The following is a 15,929-nucleotide window of genomic DNA, read 5'->3' on the forward strand; positions in this document are numbered from 1 at the left end:
TCCGTTTGAAGTGTACGTTGAATGACGACAGAACGAGACGCCACATCACCAGCAGCAAAAGCCACCATCGACCAGCAGATCGACACCCGTTACGTAGCTGGCGGCATTTGACAAAAGGAAGACGGCGGGACCGACCATTTCATCAACGCTTGCCATACGCTGCATCGGCGTCTGCTCTTCGAAAAGTTTTGTCTGATGCACCATTTCCGGGCGGGTGTTCATGGGTGTTGCGGTGTAGCCGGGGGAAATGGTGTTGACGCGGATGCCACGGTCAACCCATTCCATCGCCATCGATTTCGACATATGGATCACGCCAGCCTTGGAGGCATTGTAATGCGCTTGGTTGAGTCCGCGATTGACGATGACGCCTGACATGGAAGCGATATTGACAATAGAGCCTTTGCCGTGTCTGAGCATGGCGCGTGACTGCGCCTGGCAGGATAGAAAAATCCCCTTGAGATTGATATCCATCAGGGTCTGATACTGGTCTTCTTCCATATCCTCGGCGCGGTTGGCATTGGCAATGCCGGCAGCGTTAACGGCAAGCGACAGATTTCCAAGTTCGGCTTCCGTGCGGCCGACAGCGTCGGCTAGGGCAGCTTTGCTCGTCACGTCAGCTGCGATCTGGATCGACTTGCGCCCAGCAGACCGGACGAATTCAGCCGTTTGAGCCAAGCCATCGTCAGTACGACGATCCAGCAGGGCAACGTCTGCACCGCATTGCGCCAGACCGATGGCAATTCTCTGGCCGATACCGCTGCCGGCACCGGTAACGATAGCGACCTGTCCGGACAAATCGAAAAGCTTGGGAGCATTGAGCGTGATCTCGGCCATCGCTCTTCCTTTCATTTATGTATTTAGGTTGTTGCGAGTTCCATGACGGAGACGTCATTGGCCTCGTCACGGTTGAGAATTCCGGCCTGATTGCCCTGTGCGAGGACAAGGATGCGGTTCGAGACACCGAGCACCTCTTCCAGATCCGAGCTGACGACGATGACCGCGACACCCTGTTTGGCGAGATTGGCGATGATATCGTAGATACCAGCGCGGGCTCCCACATCGATGCCGCGTGTCGGCTCATCAAGCACCACCACCCTCGGGTTTCGGGCAAGCCATTTGGCGATGACAACTTTTTGTTGATTGCCGCCGGAGAGGTCGGAGGCATATTGGTCGCTGCGCCCCTTCACACCGAACTTGGCAATGGCCGCATTCGCGAAGTTGCGCTTCATGCTACCAGTCAGCCAGCGGCCGCCCAGCTGGTCGAGATTTGCATAGATGAGATTTTCACCGATGCGGTGCTCAACAACCAGACCTTGATCCTTGCGATCCTCCGGTACCATGACGATGCCGGTATCGATGGCATCGGACGGGCTGCGCAGCGAAAGCGCCTTGCCATCCAGCCGGATCGTGCCGGAACGGATGGGATCTGCGCCAGCAATCGCGCGGACAAGCTCGGTCCGACCCGCACCAACAAGTCCGGCAATGCCCAGAATTTCCCCCGCATGCAGATCAAACGTCACGTTGCGGAACGAGTTCTCCGCCGACGTCAGGCCCTCGACTTTCAGGACGACCTTGTCGGTCGGCTCAGGCAATTGCGGAAATAGTCGTTCAAGAGAGCGACCGACCATGCTTTCGACAATCGTTCTGACGGGTGTTGCGCTGTCGGCAAATTCATTGACGCGCTCACCATCGCGCAAAACGATGATACGGTCGGTGATCTTGCGGATTTCTTCCATGCGATGGGAAATGTAAATGATGCCCACGCCTTCAGCCCGCAGCTTGCGAACCTGCTCGAAAAGAGCCTCGGTTTCCGCGCCACCAAGCGCAGCCGTCGGTTCATCGAGAATAAGCAGTTTGGCATCGAGCGCCAATGCCTTGGCAATCTCGATAAGCTGCTGGTTGGCTGTAGACAGGCCAGCGACCTTGCGGGTCGCAGGGATGTGAAGGTTGAGGCGCGACATCTGTTCCTGCGCACGGCTGACCATCTGCGCCCGGTCAACGACACCGTTGCGCGTCGGCCAACGTCCCAGAAAGACATTTTCGGCTATCGTCAATTCCGGCAGCAGTTGCAGTTCCTGGTGGATCAGCACCACGCCCTTGTCGATTGCCTCCCTTGGAGAGGCCGGGGCATAAGGTTGCCCCAGCCATGTCATGGAACCTTCGGAGGGAATGCGAGAGCCGGCAATGATACCGGACAAGGTAGATTTGCCCGCACCGTTCTCGCCGAGAAGTGCCACGACTTCGCCGGCATAGACGTCAAGGCTCACATTCTTGACGACTTCGAGAGGACCATACCGCTTCGATATGCCCTTCAGTGACAACACCGGTTCAGTCATGTCGCACCCTCCGCTGATTGCTTGTGAAGTAGAGATTACGGATGGTTGGCGATGAAGCCGTCAACGTTGTCTTTCGTGGTCAAGGTGGCATCCAGCAACTGCACCGCTGGCACCTTTTCACCGGCAACGATTTTCACCGCGGAATCGACGGCTTCGCGTCCCATCTTTTGCGTCTGCTGTGTCGCGGTCACATCGAAGACGCCGTTCTTGAGAGCTTCGAGAGCGGCGGTGTCGCCGTCAAACCCACCCAGCGTGATCGTCTGCGTCGGCTTGGCTACCTTGATGGCCTGAGCCGCGCCGAGCGCCAGACCGTCGGCTTGGGCAAAGACGATCGAGACGTCGGGATTGGCTTGCAGCATGTTCTGCATGATCTGGAAGCCTTCATCCTGGCTCCAGAGGTTTGACCACTGCTCCGCAACGATCTTGACGTCCGGATAGGCCTTCACAGCCTCCATGCAACCTTTGGTGCGGTCGACTTCCGGCGTGGTTCCCTTCTGGCCGTGAATCATAACCATCTTGCCCTTGCCGCCAGCCTTTTCGAGGATGTGCTTGCAGACGGCGTTGGCCGAAGCCACGGAATCTGTCGCGAGGAACGTATCGCCCGGAGCGCCGTCGGCGTTGCGGTCGATGTTGATGACCGGTACGCCTGCTGCCTTGGCCAGCTTGACAGGAACCGTCGCGGCAGCGGCACCCGCCGGGATGTAAATAAGAGCGTCGATGTTCTGCGTGAGAAGATCCTGGATTTGGTTGACCTGTGTCGGCCCATCACCCTTTGCATCTACGGTGACGACCGTGATGCCGCGTGTTTTGGCTTCGGCTTCGACAGCTTGCTTGATCTGGTTGAAGAAGTTTGCCTGAAGATTGGCGACCGCGAGGCCGATCTTTTTCACGTCCTTGGCCTGCACGGCACCGAACGAAAGCGAAAGAAGGGCAGCGGACGTCATCAGAATACGAGCTAGTTTCATTATTTCCTCCTGGGTTAAACCTGACCTTTTGGTACGTCCTCCGCCCTCAGGTCCTTGCTCCGCTTCAAATGTATCGAAGGGGAATTCTTCTATCGGGCCGTGAGGCCCGGAGGTATCAGCTCCTGCGGCGGCGAAGCGTTTCCGCGCCCACGGCGAGAACGATGACGACACCGATGATGACCTGCTGCAGGAATGGCGACACGTTGAGCAGGTTGAGGCCGTTTCGAAGCACGCCAATGATCAGCACACCGATCAGCGTTCCGCCGATACCACCCGAACCACCTGTCAGAGACGTACCGCCGATGACCACCGCTGCAATGGTGTCAAGTTCGTAACCAAAACCGCTCGACGGCTGAACAGAGTCCAGGCGTGCGGCCAGCACGATGCCTGCAAGCCCTGCCAGCATGGCGCACAGGACATAGACACTGATGGTAACAATATGAACCTTGATACCGGCAAGACGCGCGACTTCGGGATTGCCACCCACCGCGTAGACCATGCGGCCTTCGGCACGAAACTGCAGGAAAATCCAGGCCGCGATCAGCACCGCGATCATGACGAAAACCGTTGCGGTCAGCACCCCGAAGTGGCGGTCGATGGCCAGCATCATGAACCAGTCCGGGAAACCCACGATCTGCTGGCCGTCGGTAATCATGTTGGCGACACCACGCGCAGCTGACATCATGGCAAGCGTCGCGATGAAGGCAGGAACCCTGAAGGCCGTTATCAGGATTCCCACGATTAAACCGCTGATGCCAGAGGCAATAAGCGCCAGAACAATCGCAAAACCCATCGGCAGGCCAGCCACGTTGGCCGTCCACCCCATGATCATCATCGACAGCGCAAGAACCGAGCCGACCGAAAGATCGATGCCGCCGATCAAAATGACGAACGTCATGCCGACCGCCATGATGCCGATGACCGTGATCTGGTCGAGTATGTTCAACCCATTGCGGACGGAGAGAAATGTATCCGTGCCGAGACTCAGGAAGATGCACAGCGCCAAAAGGCCCATCAGCGGGCCAGTGGCCCCCTTGAGCTTGGCAAATGGATTTCTGGACGAGCGGCTTTGCTCTTTGAGATCAATCGCAGCCATCATTCCTCCCAATGATCGGCACAAATGCCGGTAAAGTAGAATAAATATTCACCTTTGCTGGAAAATTCATTAGCAATGGCTTTACCTGCTGTCAAGAGCGTATGTCGGCTCTTAGCTTTTAGTTAGAGGTTTAGCTATGAACAAACCGCATCCCGCCTCTTGACTAATTTTGGGGATGTGCAAATATATCTCATTATGAATATTTATTCAGGAGAGACATGCTATGCAGCTTAAGGAGCTTGAGCTCATTGCTCGCCAGATCCGCCGGCGCGATTTACAGGCCGTATTTGAAGCTGGCGCGGGACACATTGGCGGCGAGATGTCGGTGATCGACATGCTGACGGCGCTGTATTTCCATGTTTTACGTGTCTCCCCGGATGCACCGCACGACCCCAACCGTGATCGGTTCGTTTTGTCCAAGGGACACACCGCTTGTGCGCTCTATGTAACGCTCGCTAAACGCGGCTTTATTCCGGAGGACGAAATTTCGACGTTCCTTAAGCCGCACTCCCGTCTGAACGGCCACCCGAACCGCAACAAGGTGCCAGGCGTCGAGACGAATACCGGCCCACTGGGTCACGGTCTTCCGGTTGCCGTCGGAATGGCGAAAGCGGCGAAACTGTCCGGTGCGGATTACCACACCTATGTTATCACCGGCGATGGAGAGATGCAGGAGGGCTCCAACTGGGAAGCCATCATGGCCGCCGCGCAATTCGGTCTCGACAATCTGACGCTGGCAATCGATCACAACCGTTTCCAACAGGGCGCGGCCCTGTCCGACACCAACGATATTGCGCCCCTACGCCCCAAGCTGGAAGCGTTCGGTTGGGACGTCACGGAGATCAACGGCAACGACATGTCGCAGATCGTGCCTGCATTCGAACATCGTGGCTCTCGTCCCCATTGCATCGTTGCCCACACCAACAAGGGCCATGGCATTTCCTTCATGCAGGACCGGGTCGACTGGCATCACAAAGTACCGAGCAAGGAACAATATGACATCGCCATGCTCGAATTGTCGGAGGCATCATCATGAACGCACCTGTATCAAGCACGAAACTTTATGACTGCCGCGATGCCTTTGCAGAAACTCTGGAAAAACTGGCCGCCAAAGACGATACGGTGGTCGCTGTCTGCAACGACTCGGTCGGCTCTTCCAAGCTCGGAGGCTTCAAATCCAAGTTCCCTGAGCGCCTGATCAATGTCGGAATCGCCGAACAGAATATGATCGGCGTCGGTGCCGGCCTTGCCAATGGCGGCCGCCTTCCCTTCGTGTGCGCCGCATCCTGTTTTTTGACGGGTCGAGCACTGGAACAGATCAAGGCCGACATCGCCTATTCAAACGCCAATGTGAAGCTGGTCGGCATATCCTCAGGCATGGCTTATGGCGATCTGGGGCCGACACACCATTCCATCGAAGACTTTGCCTGGACACGCGTGCTGCCGAACCTGCCAGTCATCGCACCTTGCGACAGGATCGAGACGGCAGCAGCCATCGAATGGGCTGCCAGCTATGCCGGCCCCTGTTTTCTGCGCCTGTCGCGCGTTGGCGTGCCAGACCTTCTGCCGGAGAATCACGTCTTTGAACTTGGCCGTGCCAACGTACTGAGAGAAGGCTCCGATGTCACGCTGATCGCGAACGGCACTCTGACCCACCGAATGATGAAAGCTGCAGACATTCTGGCGACGCGCGGCATTGAGGCGCGCGTTCTCAACATGGCAACCGTCCGCCCGATCGATGAGGACGCCATCATCGCGGCGGCCAAAGAAACAGGTGCGATCGTAACGGCTGAGGAGCATTCGATCTATGGTGGCCTTGGTTCGGCGATTGCCGAAGTCGTAGTCGATCACGCTCCGGTTCCGATGAAGCGCCTCGGCGTTCCAGGCATTTTTGCCCCCACAGGTTCGGCAGAATTTCTTTTGGACGAATTCGGCATGGCACCGGCAGCGATTGCCGATGCGACTGAAGCGCTTCTCAAGCGAAAGTAAGTCATTCAAACTATTGGCCGGGCCGTCGAAAGGTGGCCCGGCTTTTTGATGAGGACGGGGAGAGAGAGTATCATGCGGGCAATTCTTGCCATTGATCAGGGCACCACAAATTCCAAGGCATTGCTCGTTTCGGAATCCGGTGCCGTACTCTCGCGTGGTGCATCTCCCGTTGGCATATCCTATCCACAGCCCGGTTGGGTCGAGCAGGGTGCCGAGCGTATATGGCATTCCGTTTGCGAAGCGGTCGACGCCTGTTTGAAAGGCGTAGCAAACGTTAAGATTGATGCTCTAGCGATCTCCAATCAGCGTGAATCCGTCACCATGTGGGATGCGGAAACGGGTGAGCCGCTCGGGCCCGTCATCAGCTGGCAATGCCGCCGCACGGCGGCTGACTGCGTCCGATTGATCGAAGCAGGGCATCTTGATCACGTCCAGTCCGTCACAGGCCTGCCACTGGACCCCATGTTTCCAGGCCCTAAAATGCGATGGCTGCTGGACCGAGCACCGGCCGGACGGCGCATCCGTCTTGGCACAATCGACAGCTGGCTTATTCATCGTTTGACCGGCGGAAAATTGCATGTTTGCGATGCCTCGAATGCGGCGCGCAGCCAGCTGTTCGATCTCAAACGCCAGGTCTGGAGCGACGAACTCTGTGCTTTGTTTGGCGTAACAAAAGAGACCCTGCCCGACGTGCGCGACAGTTCAGGCGACTTCGGGGTTACACATGGCTTTCCCGGTGTGGCGGACGGAACACCCATCCGCGCAGCAATCGGTGACAGCCATGGCGCATTGTTTGGACACGGCGCATTCAATCCCGGTGATGGCAAGGTCACATTCGGCACGGGCTCCTCGGTGATGACAACCCTGCCGGAATTTCTTGCACCCGATCACGGTGTCACCACCACCGTTGCCTGGCGCATAGGCGGCGTGCCGACATTCGCTTTCGAAGGCAACATTCTCGTTTCGGCTGCCAGCCTCCCTTGGATGGCCGACATTCTTGGCCTGTCCGATGTCGCGGCTCTCGTCGATCTCGCCGCCACTGCCGAGCCCGGCGGACCGGGATTCGTTCCCGCCTTTGTTGGTCTCGGCGCTCCGCACTGGGACTCGGATGCACGCGCTTTGTTCTCCCAGATCAATTTCAGCACCACGCGGGCGCAGATGGCACGGGCAGTGACGGATTCCATCGGATTCCAGGTTCGCGATGTTTTCGCAGCGATGCAAAGCCTGGCCCAGACCAACTTTGGCGCGCTCTATGTGGACGGTGGGCCAAGTCAGAACCGGTTTTTAATGCAGACGGTGGCCGATGCGTTGGCACACCCCGTTATTCAATGCGAAGCACCTGAAGTGTCGGCACTGGGTGCTGCACACCTTGCCGGGCTGTCGATCGGCATGTGGCCAGATCTGGAAGCCATCTCGGCCCTTGCCCGCACCACATCCCGCATCGAACCCGCTGCAAACAGAAGCGGTGACGATATTCAGACTTGGAAAGATGCAATTGCTCGCTCGACGTTTCGACCGGCACTCGGTAAAGGTGAATAAAAATTCACCATGGAGTGATGATGGGACGCCTCAATGAACTCCGTCTGATTTCGCGCGTGGCACAGATGTATCACATCGAGCACAAGCGGCAGGCTGAAATTGCGAAACATCTGCGCCTGTCACAGGCAACGGTGTCACGAATGCTGAAACGAGCCGAGGCGGAAGACATCGTGCGCACGTCTGTCATTCCGCCAGCAGGAACATACGCGGATCTGGAGCAGGCTCTGCGCGAGCGCTACAATCTTCCAGAAGCCGTTGTCGTCGACTGTTCCGAGGACCGAGACGGCGCGATCATGGCGCGGATCGGCGAGGCCGCCGCTCATCTTCTCGAGATTACCCTCACACCCGGCGAGATAATCGGCGTTTCGAGCTGGAGCCAGACGATCTTTAAGATGGTCGAGAACATCCACCCCCAGAAAAGCGCACAGGCAAAATATGTCGTGCAGACTCTTGGCGGGATGGGCGACCCCTCGGTGCAAACTCATGCCACGCAGTTGACGACGCGACTAGCGAAACTGACCGGGGCGGAGCCAAAGCTTCTCTCGGTCCAAGGGGTCACCACGTCCCGTGAAGCCAAGCTGCTGATGATGGGCGACCCGTACGTGCGGGATACGCTTGATCTTTTCGGCAGCATTTCCCTGGCGATCGTCGGCATCGGGGCCGTCGAACCCTCAGAGCTTCTGGCTCGCTCGGGAAATATTTTCTCTGCGCGAGAACTGGCGGATCTGGCCGAGGCCGGTGCCGTGGGCGACATATCCCTGCGCTTTTTCGACAAGGATGGAAACCTCGTCAAAACACCGCTTGATGAACGCGTCATCGGCATTTCGCTGGAGGACCTTTCAAAAGTCGAACGGGTCATTGCTTTGGCAGGCGGACAGGAAAAAACCGCCGCTATCGCCGGCGCACTCCGCACCGGCGTCATCGACATGCTGGTGACAGACAAGTTCACCGCCGAGCGGCTCACGAGATAAAGCCCAACGGACATCCAAGCCAAATTTCATCCCTTCTTCTCTGTGACGATGAAATCACGTTCCAGACCAGTCTCCCGGCATTGAATGCCGGTGTCGAAGCTACTCGCGCTGGTGAAGCCGTAAAAGGGTTTTGCGGTGGTCGCGCAGGAGGTTCGTGAGCTCGGCAACGGTCCGTATCTATCAATCCGCATTCCACCGCTGATAGTCTGCGATCGCTCGCGGAGGGACGGAGCCACATGAATGCCGGCTCGTATGGCCGCAGATTCTTATCCTAACACAGCGCGCAAACCTGCGTCGCCGCCTAAATTATAATCAACGTAGCGATACGCAGATTTTATAAGCACCCCCACTTGCGCTTCCCTGATCTCCATGCTTGTATAGACAACTACGGGGTGGATGTATTTCGGTTGAGGCTGCGGATGTCTGGAAAAAAGGGATTGCGCATATGATTACCTTCGATCACGTCAGCAAGCACTATCGCGGCCCGACGACAGCAGTCGATGACCTTTCGCTGACCGCACCCAGCGGAAAGCTGACCATTTTCGTTGGCCCTTCCGGCTGCGGCAAGACGACTTCGCTCCGCATGGTCAACCGACTGATCACACCGTCGTCAGGACGGATTCTTCTTGATGGCGAGCAGACGGACGCAATGGATGTCGCCCTGCTGCGCCGAAAGATCGGTTACGTCATTCAAAACGCCGGGCTCTTCCCGCATCGAACGGTCGTCCAGAATATTGCGACGACGGCGCGGCTCAACGGCACGCCAAAAGAACAGGCTCTGCGCATCGCAAAGGATCTGCTCGAACGTGTCGGACTTTCGGCAAGCTTTGCAGACCGCTATCCTTGGCAGCTTTCGGGTGGCCAGCAGCAGCGCGTGGGGGTTGCCCGCGCGCTGGCTTCGGATCCGAAGTTCATGTTGATGGATGAACCTTTCAGCGCTGTCGATCCGGTTGTTCGTGGGCAGTTGCAGGATGAATTTCTGAGGCTGCAGCGCGAAATCGGCAAGACGATCATCATGGTCACGCACGATATCGATGAGGCATTGAAGCTCGGTGACCAGGTCGCCGTTTTGCGGACAGGTGGTACGCTCGCGCAGATTGCCACGCCGCAGGAACTTCTCGCGAGGCCAGCCGATGAATTCGTGGCGGACTTCATCGGTCGTGACCGCGGTTACCGTATGCTTGGTTTTTCAGAATTCAAGAACAACGGCATACCGCTGGGCATCGAGCCGACAGCGGCACTCGGCGCCAGTCCAGAGGCCCTTCGTCAGATTGCAACCGACAGATGGGTCCTCGTTGCGGATAACGAAAAACGCCCCCTCGGCTGGGCGGATGTCGAGAGCGTCAAAAGCCCCCTGCGTGACAGCGACCTTAATCTCAGCGGGACGCTGGCTGTCGAAGGGAGCAGCGTGCGTCATGTTCTCGACGCTGCACTCAGCTCTCCATCGGGTCGCGGCGTCATTGTCGGGCAGTCCGGCGAACTGAGGGGCACGGTCACCTTATCCCATGTCGCCGCCGCGATCGAAGCGGCACGAACGGGGCGGTTGGGGGCGCAGCCATGAGATTTGACTGGCTCTATCGTGAATCGGGCCGGATTGTCGAACTGTTCGTCTGGCATCTCGGTCTCTCTGTTCTCCCCGTTCTCATTAGCCTCGTTGTCGCATTGCCGCTCGGCTGGCTGGCACAACGTGCTGGTTTTTTCCGCTCAACCCTGCTCGGCGCAGCTGGCCTGCTCTATACCATTCCGTCTCTGGCGCTCTTCGTGCTCCTTCCCCTCGTTCTTGGCACGCGCATACTCGACCCTCTCAATGTCGTCGTCGCACTCACGGTCTACGCGCTGGCTCTTCTGGTTCGCACAGTTCATGACGGTCTCGAGTCCGTGCCAGCCGATGTGATTCAAGCGGCGAATGCGATGGGATACCGCACGCCGGCCCGGCTTTTGCTTGTCGAACTTCCCCTTGCCGTCCCGGTCATCGCGGCAGGGCTACGTGTCGCTGTGGTTTCGAATGTCAGCATTGTCTCGGTTGCAGCACTTGTCGGAACGCCGCAACTGGGTCTTCTTTTTACGCAGGGGCTTCAACTACGATTTCTCACGCCGATCATCGCCGGGATCGTTCTGTGCGTGATCCTCGCTGCACTGCTTGACGGCATTGTATTATTTGCCGCCCGCCGCATGACACCATGGCAACCAAGAGGTGCAGAGCGATGATCGCGTGGTTTTCAGACCCGATACACTGGACAGGCGCCGATGGCGTGTTCGCACTCATCGTCCAGCATCTGATCTACAGCGGCATAGCCCTGTTCTTCGCGTGCCTGATCGGCTTGCCGATCGGCCTCTATGTTGGTCACACAGGTCGCGGCATTGTCTTTATCGCTGGCCTTGCCAATGCGTTGCGCGCCCTCCCCAGCCTCGGCCTGATCGTTCTCCTGGTGATCCTGTTTGGACCAGTCTTTGCCTCCGATATGGCATTCGTCGTTCCGAGCATCATCGTTCTCGTGCTGCTTGCCGTTCCACCTATCATGAGCGGAGCCTATGCCGGTGTCGCGGCGGTGGACCCGGCAGCTGTGGACGCGGCGCGCGGAATGGGCAAACGTCCACTCGATATCCTCCTGGATGTGGAGCTTCCATGCGCTCTGCCGCTCATTTTCTCAGGGCTGCGCAGCGCGACGCTACAGATCATATCCACGGCAACCATTGCCGCTTACGTATCACTTGGCGGGCTTGGGCGTCTCATCATCGATGGTCGTGCGCAGAACGATTATTACCAGATGGCAGCAGGGGCCGCGCTCGTTGGCGCTCTGGCTCTGGCTGTCGACTTGGCGATCGGCATCATATCTCGGCTTACGATCTCACCGGGACTGTCGCGCCGCCTATAAACAAACACCGATCAATCAAACCCGCGTCTCCATTCCAACACCGTAAAACCTCAAGGAGTAGCTTGCATGGCATACAGGATTTTCAAAGCAGCTGGCGCTTTTGCGCTCATGGCGCTTTCCGCCACCACGACGCTTGCCCAGACCGACCCTCTCGGGGCTGCTCCGGTTGCACGAACGGATACGACCACCATCATTGTCGGTTCAGCCGATTTCCCGGAAAGCCAGCTTCTGGCGACCATTTATGCCAAGGCGCTTGCTGCGAAAGGCATAAAGGTAGAAACGAAACTGAGCATTGGCAGCCGAGAGGTCTATATGCCAGCGCTACTGGACGGTTCAATCGACCTTCTACCGGAATACGCGGGCGCAACGCTGAGCTATCTGGACAAGAATGCAACTGCCCATTCGCCGCAAGACGTCGCTGCGGCCCTCAAAGCCGCTTTGCCAGAGGGCGTTTCGATGCTCACCCCTTCTGAAGCGCAGGATTCCGATGGCGTTGCTGTCACGCGGGCAACGGCAGAGAAGTACAAGCTCAAGACTATTGCCGACCTCGCACCGGTCGCCTCGCAGCTCGTGCTGGGCGGTCCTCCGGAGTGGAAGACCCGCAAGGAAGGCATTATCGGTTTGAAGGAACTTTATGGTCTGGAGTTCAAGTCTTTCAAGTCGCTCGATGTCGGCGGGCCCCTGACGCTGTCGGCACTGCTGAATGATCAGGTTCAGGCAGCAAACCTGTTTTCGACCGACCCGACTATCGCCGCCAACGATCTTATTGTTCTTGAAGACGTCAAGAACCTCTTTCCAGCCCAGAATATCGTCCCGGTCCTTGCAAAATCCAAGGTCAGCGATGTCGTGACAAAAACACTTGATGCCGTATCGGCTGCCATGACGACCAAGGACCTGATCGTCATGAACGGTCGGCTGGCCAATCATGACAGCTTCGATGTTGTTGCCGGTGAATGGCTCACGCAACATAAATTGAACTAACTGGCGTGTGCGGGTATGACACTGACCATACCCGCACACCCTCTTCGGAACCGTCACATGCCGAACTGTCGAAGTTCGCTTTTTGGAGCCCTATGCCAACGGTGCAGAAACAGGTCGAAAAGAGACAGGACGAGCAGGCAACGGACAAGCCGCTTTACGTCACGCTCAAGGATTATGTTCGAAGCCGGGTCGAAACCGGAGAGTGGTCCATCGGTCAGCGGGTGCCGTCGGAGAATGAGCTGGTCGAATTGCTGGGCGTAAGCCGCATGACGGCCAATCGCGCCTTGCGCGAGCTGGCCGATGAAGGGTTCGTTGTGCGCGTCCAGGGTAAAGGATCGTTCGTTGCCAGCAAGAAGCGAACCTCCCGGTTTCAGAGCGTTCCCAACATCGCCGACGAGATCACTCTCAATGGTGGCACCCATACGGCAAACGTAATCGCGCTGGGGATGGAGACATGCGATGCGGAGCTGGCAGACGCTCTTGCCGTAGAGGCCGGCAGCCCGGTTTCGCACTCGATCATTGTCCACGCCGAAGATTCCGTCCCGATGCAAATCGAAGACCGGTTTGTCAATCATGTGATCGTTCCGCAATATATCAATCAGGATTTCGTCAAGATAACGCCGAACGGATATCTCACAGCCGTCGCGCCGATCGTGAGGGCCGAACAGCATATTGAGGCTGTGACGGCGCAACCGTGGGAGTGCAAACTGCTGGCAATCTCCAAAACGGAACCCTGCCTTCTGGTGCGTCGGCGGACATGGTCGCAGGCGGGTGTCATTTCCTCTGTTCGTCTGCTGTACCCAGGAAGCCGCTATCGTCTCTACAGTACGTGATGACCTTGGCGAGATGACCGTAAGCTGACCTCGAACGGAGGCGCTTCTCCACCCTATCAAAAATCAGGACACCCTCATGACCGTGTTGCTGGATGACAAGCTGACTTGGCAGGACGTGGCCAAGGTGAGCACAAAGGAAAGTCTCGCCCTATCGGACGTCGCATACAGCCGGATCGAGAAAGCGCACAAGATCGTCAAGAGCATCGTTGACCGTGGTATCCGTGCTTATGGCATCAACACCGGTGTCGGTGCATTGTCAGACACGGTCGTTGATCGCGCTGCACAGGGTAAGCTGTCGCGAAACATCATTCTGAGCCATGCCTGCGGAATAGGCCCCCTTCTTGATCGCCGTATCGTCCGCGCCATCATCGCATCACAAATCGCAAATTTCGCGCATGGGCATTCCGGCGTTCGCAAGGAGGTCGTCACCCATCTGGCAATTTTCCTCGAGCGTGACTGTATTCCTGACGTACCCTCCCGTGGTTCAGCCGGATATTTGACGCATAACGCCCATGTCGCGCTCGTGCTGATTGGGGAAGGGTCGGCTCGTATTGGCGATCGAGCTTTTTCCGGGAGGGATGCCCTGGCTGAGATCGGCCTTCAGCCTCTCATTCTGGAAGCAAAGGAAGGGCTGTGTCTCGTCAACGGTACGGCATGTGCGACGGGTCTCTCGAGTGTGGCTCTGGACCGCGCGGCCCATCTGCTCGAATGGGCAGATGCCATTGCGTCGCTGACATTGGAGGCAACAGGATGCCAGATGCTGGCGTTCAGTGAAGCCGCACTTTCCCTTCGCTCCTCCCGAGGCATTGCTACTGTCGGGGCAGCGTTGCGAGCGCGCCTCGATGGCAGCGACCTTATCGCCGCGGCGCAAGGCAAGCGGACACAGGATGCGTTGAGCCTCAGGTCCATTCCACAAGTGCACGGCGCCGCCCGCGACCTGTTTGAGAATTGTGCCGCCGTCGTTGATCGTGAGCTGGCATCGGTCACTGACAATCCCGCTGTTTCCGGCACGCCGGAGGAACCATTTGTGTGGTCGGAAGCCCACGCGGTCGCGCCTGCACTTGGGCTGGCAGCCGATGGCCTTGCTATCGCCATGACGCAGATCGCGGCCATGAGCGAGCGACGGATCGACAGGCTCGTCAATCCGCTGGTCAGCGGGCTGCCACCCTTCCTCGCGTCAGACGCGGGAAGCCATTCCGGTTACATGATTGCGCAGTATACGGCAGCGGCTCTTGCTAACGAGAACAGGCGGCTTGCGGCACCTGCTTCCACGGATGGCGGCCTGACATCCGGGCTTCAGGAGGATTTTCTGGCCCATCCCACAGCCGCTGCCAACAAGCTTCTCGCCGTGCTCGACAACGTCGAATATATTCTGGCGATCGAGTGGATGGCCGCCGCGCAAGCACATGATTTCCTCGCAGCCGTTGCTGGACGGGCGTCTGGCACAAACGCGATTTACAGCCTTCTTCGCTGCCACGTGGCCCACTATTCGGACGACCGACCAATCTCATCCGATATGGAGACCATTCGATTGCTTTTGTCACAGACCCCGACACCGAACTGATCCTCTTTGACGCGACAGTACCGCTACATCAGAAATCCGATATCGATGTGTTTGGCGCGGATGAAGGGAAGCCCCTTCCGCTGACCCGTCCAGCCAACAACATGCAGGGCTTCGGCAGCAGGTTCGTATCGTTTGGCCAGCATCCACGACTTGCAATCGATTGCGGCAAAATCGGCGTCACCTCTCGCAACGGCGATTACCGAGGCGCGATGCGCTTCGGTTTCAATCAGCTGATCAAACAGGCCAAGATTTTCGCCCATGGTTTCCAAATCGCGCCTCAGGCTCAGATAGCCGGACATCGACCGGTGTTCGTTGAACGCTAGTCTGCTTTGACGGAATAGATTGATCGGCAGGGTCGATTCGCCAGTCTCGGGCGCGATGACTGCGCTGCCATCTTCACCCTTGCGAGCGATGATGGCACTGGAATAGAGCTCACCGGCACCACCCATAATGCCGTCATAATTGCTTTGACCTATCACCTGCACGTGCTCGCGCAGTCCAAGCTCCATCGGTCCCCAACAGGTCATGGAGAGGAGCAGTGAAGGATGGCGCCACAATACGGCAAGATCGAACGCGTCGGGATCAAGCGTTGCCGGATCCGGCGCGATGATCGCACCGTCGTCCGCACAAATGCCGCCGGGAACGGGCGGCATATCGCCGTTGCGTCGGACGAGATGTTCGGGAGCGTCGATCCCGTTCTGGATAAAACGCGCGCGCATATTCGCCCAAATGGCATCCGTTTCGGCGCGCAATTCCGGCCAGTCATACATGGGAAGCGC

The 15,929-nt window shown here is 57.8% G+C and carries 15 protein-coding genes and 1 pseudogene; 11 read left to right on the forward strand and 5 right to left on the reverse strand.

Annotated elements, in window-relative coordinates; translation table 11 throughout:
- Positions 1–45: 45 nt before the first annotated feature.
- The 4 genes from RMR21_RS16380 to RMR21_RS16395 form a co-directional block, all read right to left on the reverse strand.
- The gene (locus RMR21_RS16380) at positions 46–834 is read right to left on the reverse strand and encodes an SDR family oxidoreductase (RefSeq protein ID WP_498670534.1); all 789 of its coding nucleotides are present in this window, start codon (positions 832–834) and stop codon (positions 46–48) included.
- Positions 835–857: 23 nt separating this feature from the next.
- The gene (locus RMR21_RS16385) at positions 858–2,336 is read right to left on the reverse strand and encodes a sugar ABC transporter ATP-binding protein (protein WP_498670535.1); all 1,479 of its coding nucleotides are present in this window, start codon (positions 2,334–2,336) and stop codon (positions 858–860) included.
- Between the two features lie 35 nt (positions 2,337–2,371).
- Complete coding sequence (locus tag RMR21_RS16390) at positions 2,372–3,301, reverse strand: sugar ABC transporter substrate-binding protein (RefSeq protein ID WP_498670536.1); 930 nt, start codon at positions 3,299–3,301, stop codon at positions 2,372–2,374.
- Positions 3,302–3,416: 115 nt separating this feature from the next.
- Positions 3,417–4,397, reverse strand: a complete 981-nt coding sequence (locus tag RMR21_RS16395; RefSeq protein ID WP_498671745.1) for an ABC transporter permease — start codon at positions 4,395–4,397, stop codon at positions 3,417–3,419.
- A 223-nt stretch (positions 4,398–4,620) separates the two neighbouring features.
- Between RMR21_RS16395 and RMR21_RS16400 the strand changes: the two genes are divergently transcribed.
- The 11 genes and pseudogenes from RMR21_RS16400 to RMR21_RS16450 all read left to right on the forward strand — a co-directional run bounded on the left by RMR21_RS16400 (position 4,621) and on the right by RMR21_RS16450 (position 15,150).
- Positions 4,621–5,433, forward strand: coding sequence for a transketolase (locus RMR21_RS16400; RefSeq protein ID WP_498670537.1), 813 nt, complete (start codon positions 4,621–4,623; stop codon positions 5,431–5,433).
- Positions 5,430–6,386 (forward strand): transketolase family protein, encoded by a 957-nt coding sequence (locus RMR21_RS16405; RefSeq protein ID WP_498670538.1) that lies wholly within the window; start codon positions 5,430–5,432, stop codon positions 6,384–6,386. Before RMR21_RS16400 ends, RMR21_RS16405 begins: the two co-directional genes overlap by 4 nt.
- A 72-nt stretch (positions 6,387–6,458) precedes the next feature.
- Complete coding sequence (locus tag RMR21_RS16410; protein WP_498670539.1) at positions 6,459–7,925, forward strand: FGGY family carbohydrate kinase; 1,467 nt, start codon at positions 6,459–6,461, stop codon at positions 7,923–7,925.
- Between the two features lie 20 nt (positions 7,926–7,945).
- Positions 7,946–8,896: a sugar-binding transcriptional regulator gene (locus RMR21_RS16415; protein ID WP_498671747.1), complete on the forward strand. Its 951-nt coding sequence runs from the start codon at positions 7,946–7,948 to the stop codon at positions 8,894–8,896.
- A 20-nt stretch (positions 8,897–8,916) separates the two neighbouring features.
- Positions 8,917–9,058, forward strand: a pseudogene (locus RMR21_RS16420) (methyl-accepting chemotaxis protein); the annotation flags it as partial.
- 283 nt (positions 9,059–9,341) lie between these two features.
- Positions 9,342–10,457: an ABC transporter ATP-binding protein gene (locus tag RMR21_RS16425; RefSeq protein WP_498670541.1), complete on the forward strand. Its 1,116-nt coding sequence runs from the start codon at positions 9,342–9,344 to the stop codon at positions 10,455–10,457.
- Positions 10,454–11,104, forward strand: coding sequence for an ABC transporter permease (locus RMR21_RS16430; RefSeq protein WP_498670542.1), 651 nt, complete (start codon positions 10,454–10,456; stop codon positions 11,102–11,104). Before RMR21_RS16425 ends, RMR21_RS16430 begins: the two co-directional genes overlap by 4 nt.
- Positions 11,101–11,772 (forward strand): ABC transporter permease, encoded by a 672-nt coding sequence (locus tag RMR21_RS16435; protein ID WP_498670543.1) that lies wholly within the window; start codon positions 11,101–11,103, stop codon positions 11,770–11,772. Before RMR21_RS16430 ends, RMR21_RS16435 begins: the two co-directional genes overlap by 4 nt.
- Before the next feature lie 66 nt (positions 11,773–11,838).
- Positions 11,839–12,753: an ABC transporter substrate-binding protein gene (locus tag RMR21_RS16440; protein ID WP_498670544.1), complete on the forward strand. Its 915-nt coding sequence runs from the start codon at positions 11,839–11,841 to the stop codon at positions 12,751–12,753.
- Between the two features lie 92 nt (positions 12,754–12,845).
- Positions 12,846–13,586 (forward strand): histidine utilization transcriptional repressor HutC, encoded by a 741-nt coding sequence (gene hutC, locus RMR21_RS16445; RefSeq protein ID WP_498670545.1) that lies wholly within the window; start codon positions 12,846–12,848, stop codon positions 13,584–13,586.
- A 76-nt stretch (positions 13,587–13,662) separates the two neighbouring features.
- The gene (locus RMR21_RS16450; protein ID WP_498670546.1) at positions 13,663–15,150 is read left to right on the forward strand and encodes an HAL/PAL/TAL family ammonia-lyase; all 1,488 of its coding nucleotides are present in this window, start codon (positions 13,663–13,665) and stop codon (positions 15,148–15,150) included.
- Between the two features lie 23 nt (positions 15,151–15,173).
- On the opposite strand, the gene RMR21_RS16455 is transcribed toward RMR21_RS16450, so the two are convergent.
- Positions 15,174–15,920 carry a PhnD/SsuA/transferrin family substrate-binding protein gene (locus RMR21_RS16455; RefSeq protein WP_498671749.1) on the reverse strand — a complete coding sequence of 249 codons (747 nt, stop codon included), beginning with the start codon at positions 15,918–15,920 and terminating at the stop codon, positions 15,174–15,176.
- Between the last annotated feature and the right edge of the window lie 9 nt (positions 15,921–15,929).

The organism is Agrobacterium sp. rho-8.1 (assembly GCF_033957725.1).
Lineage (GTDB): Bacteria > Pseudomonadota > Alphaproteobacteria > Rhizobiales > Rhizobiaceae > Agrobacterium.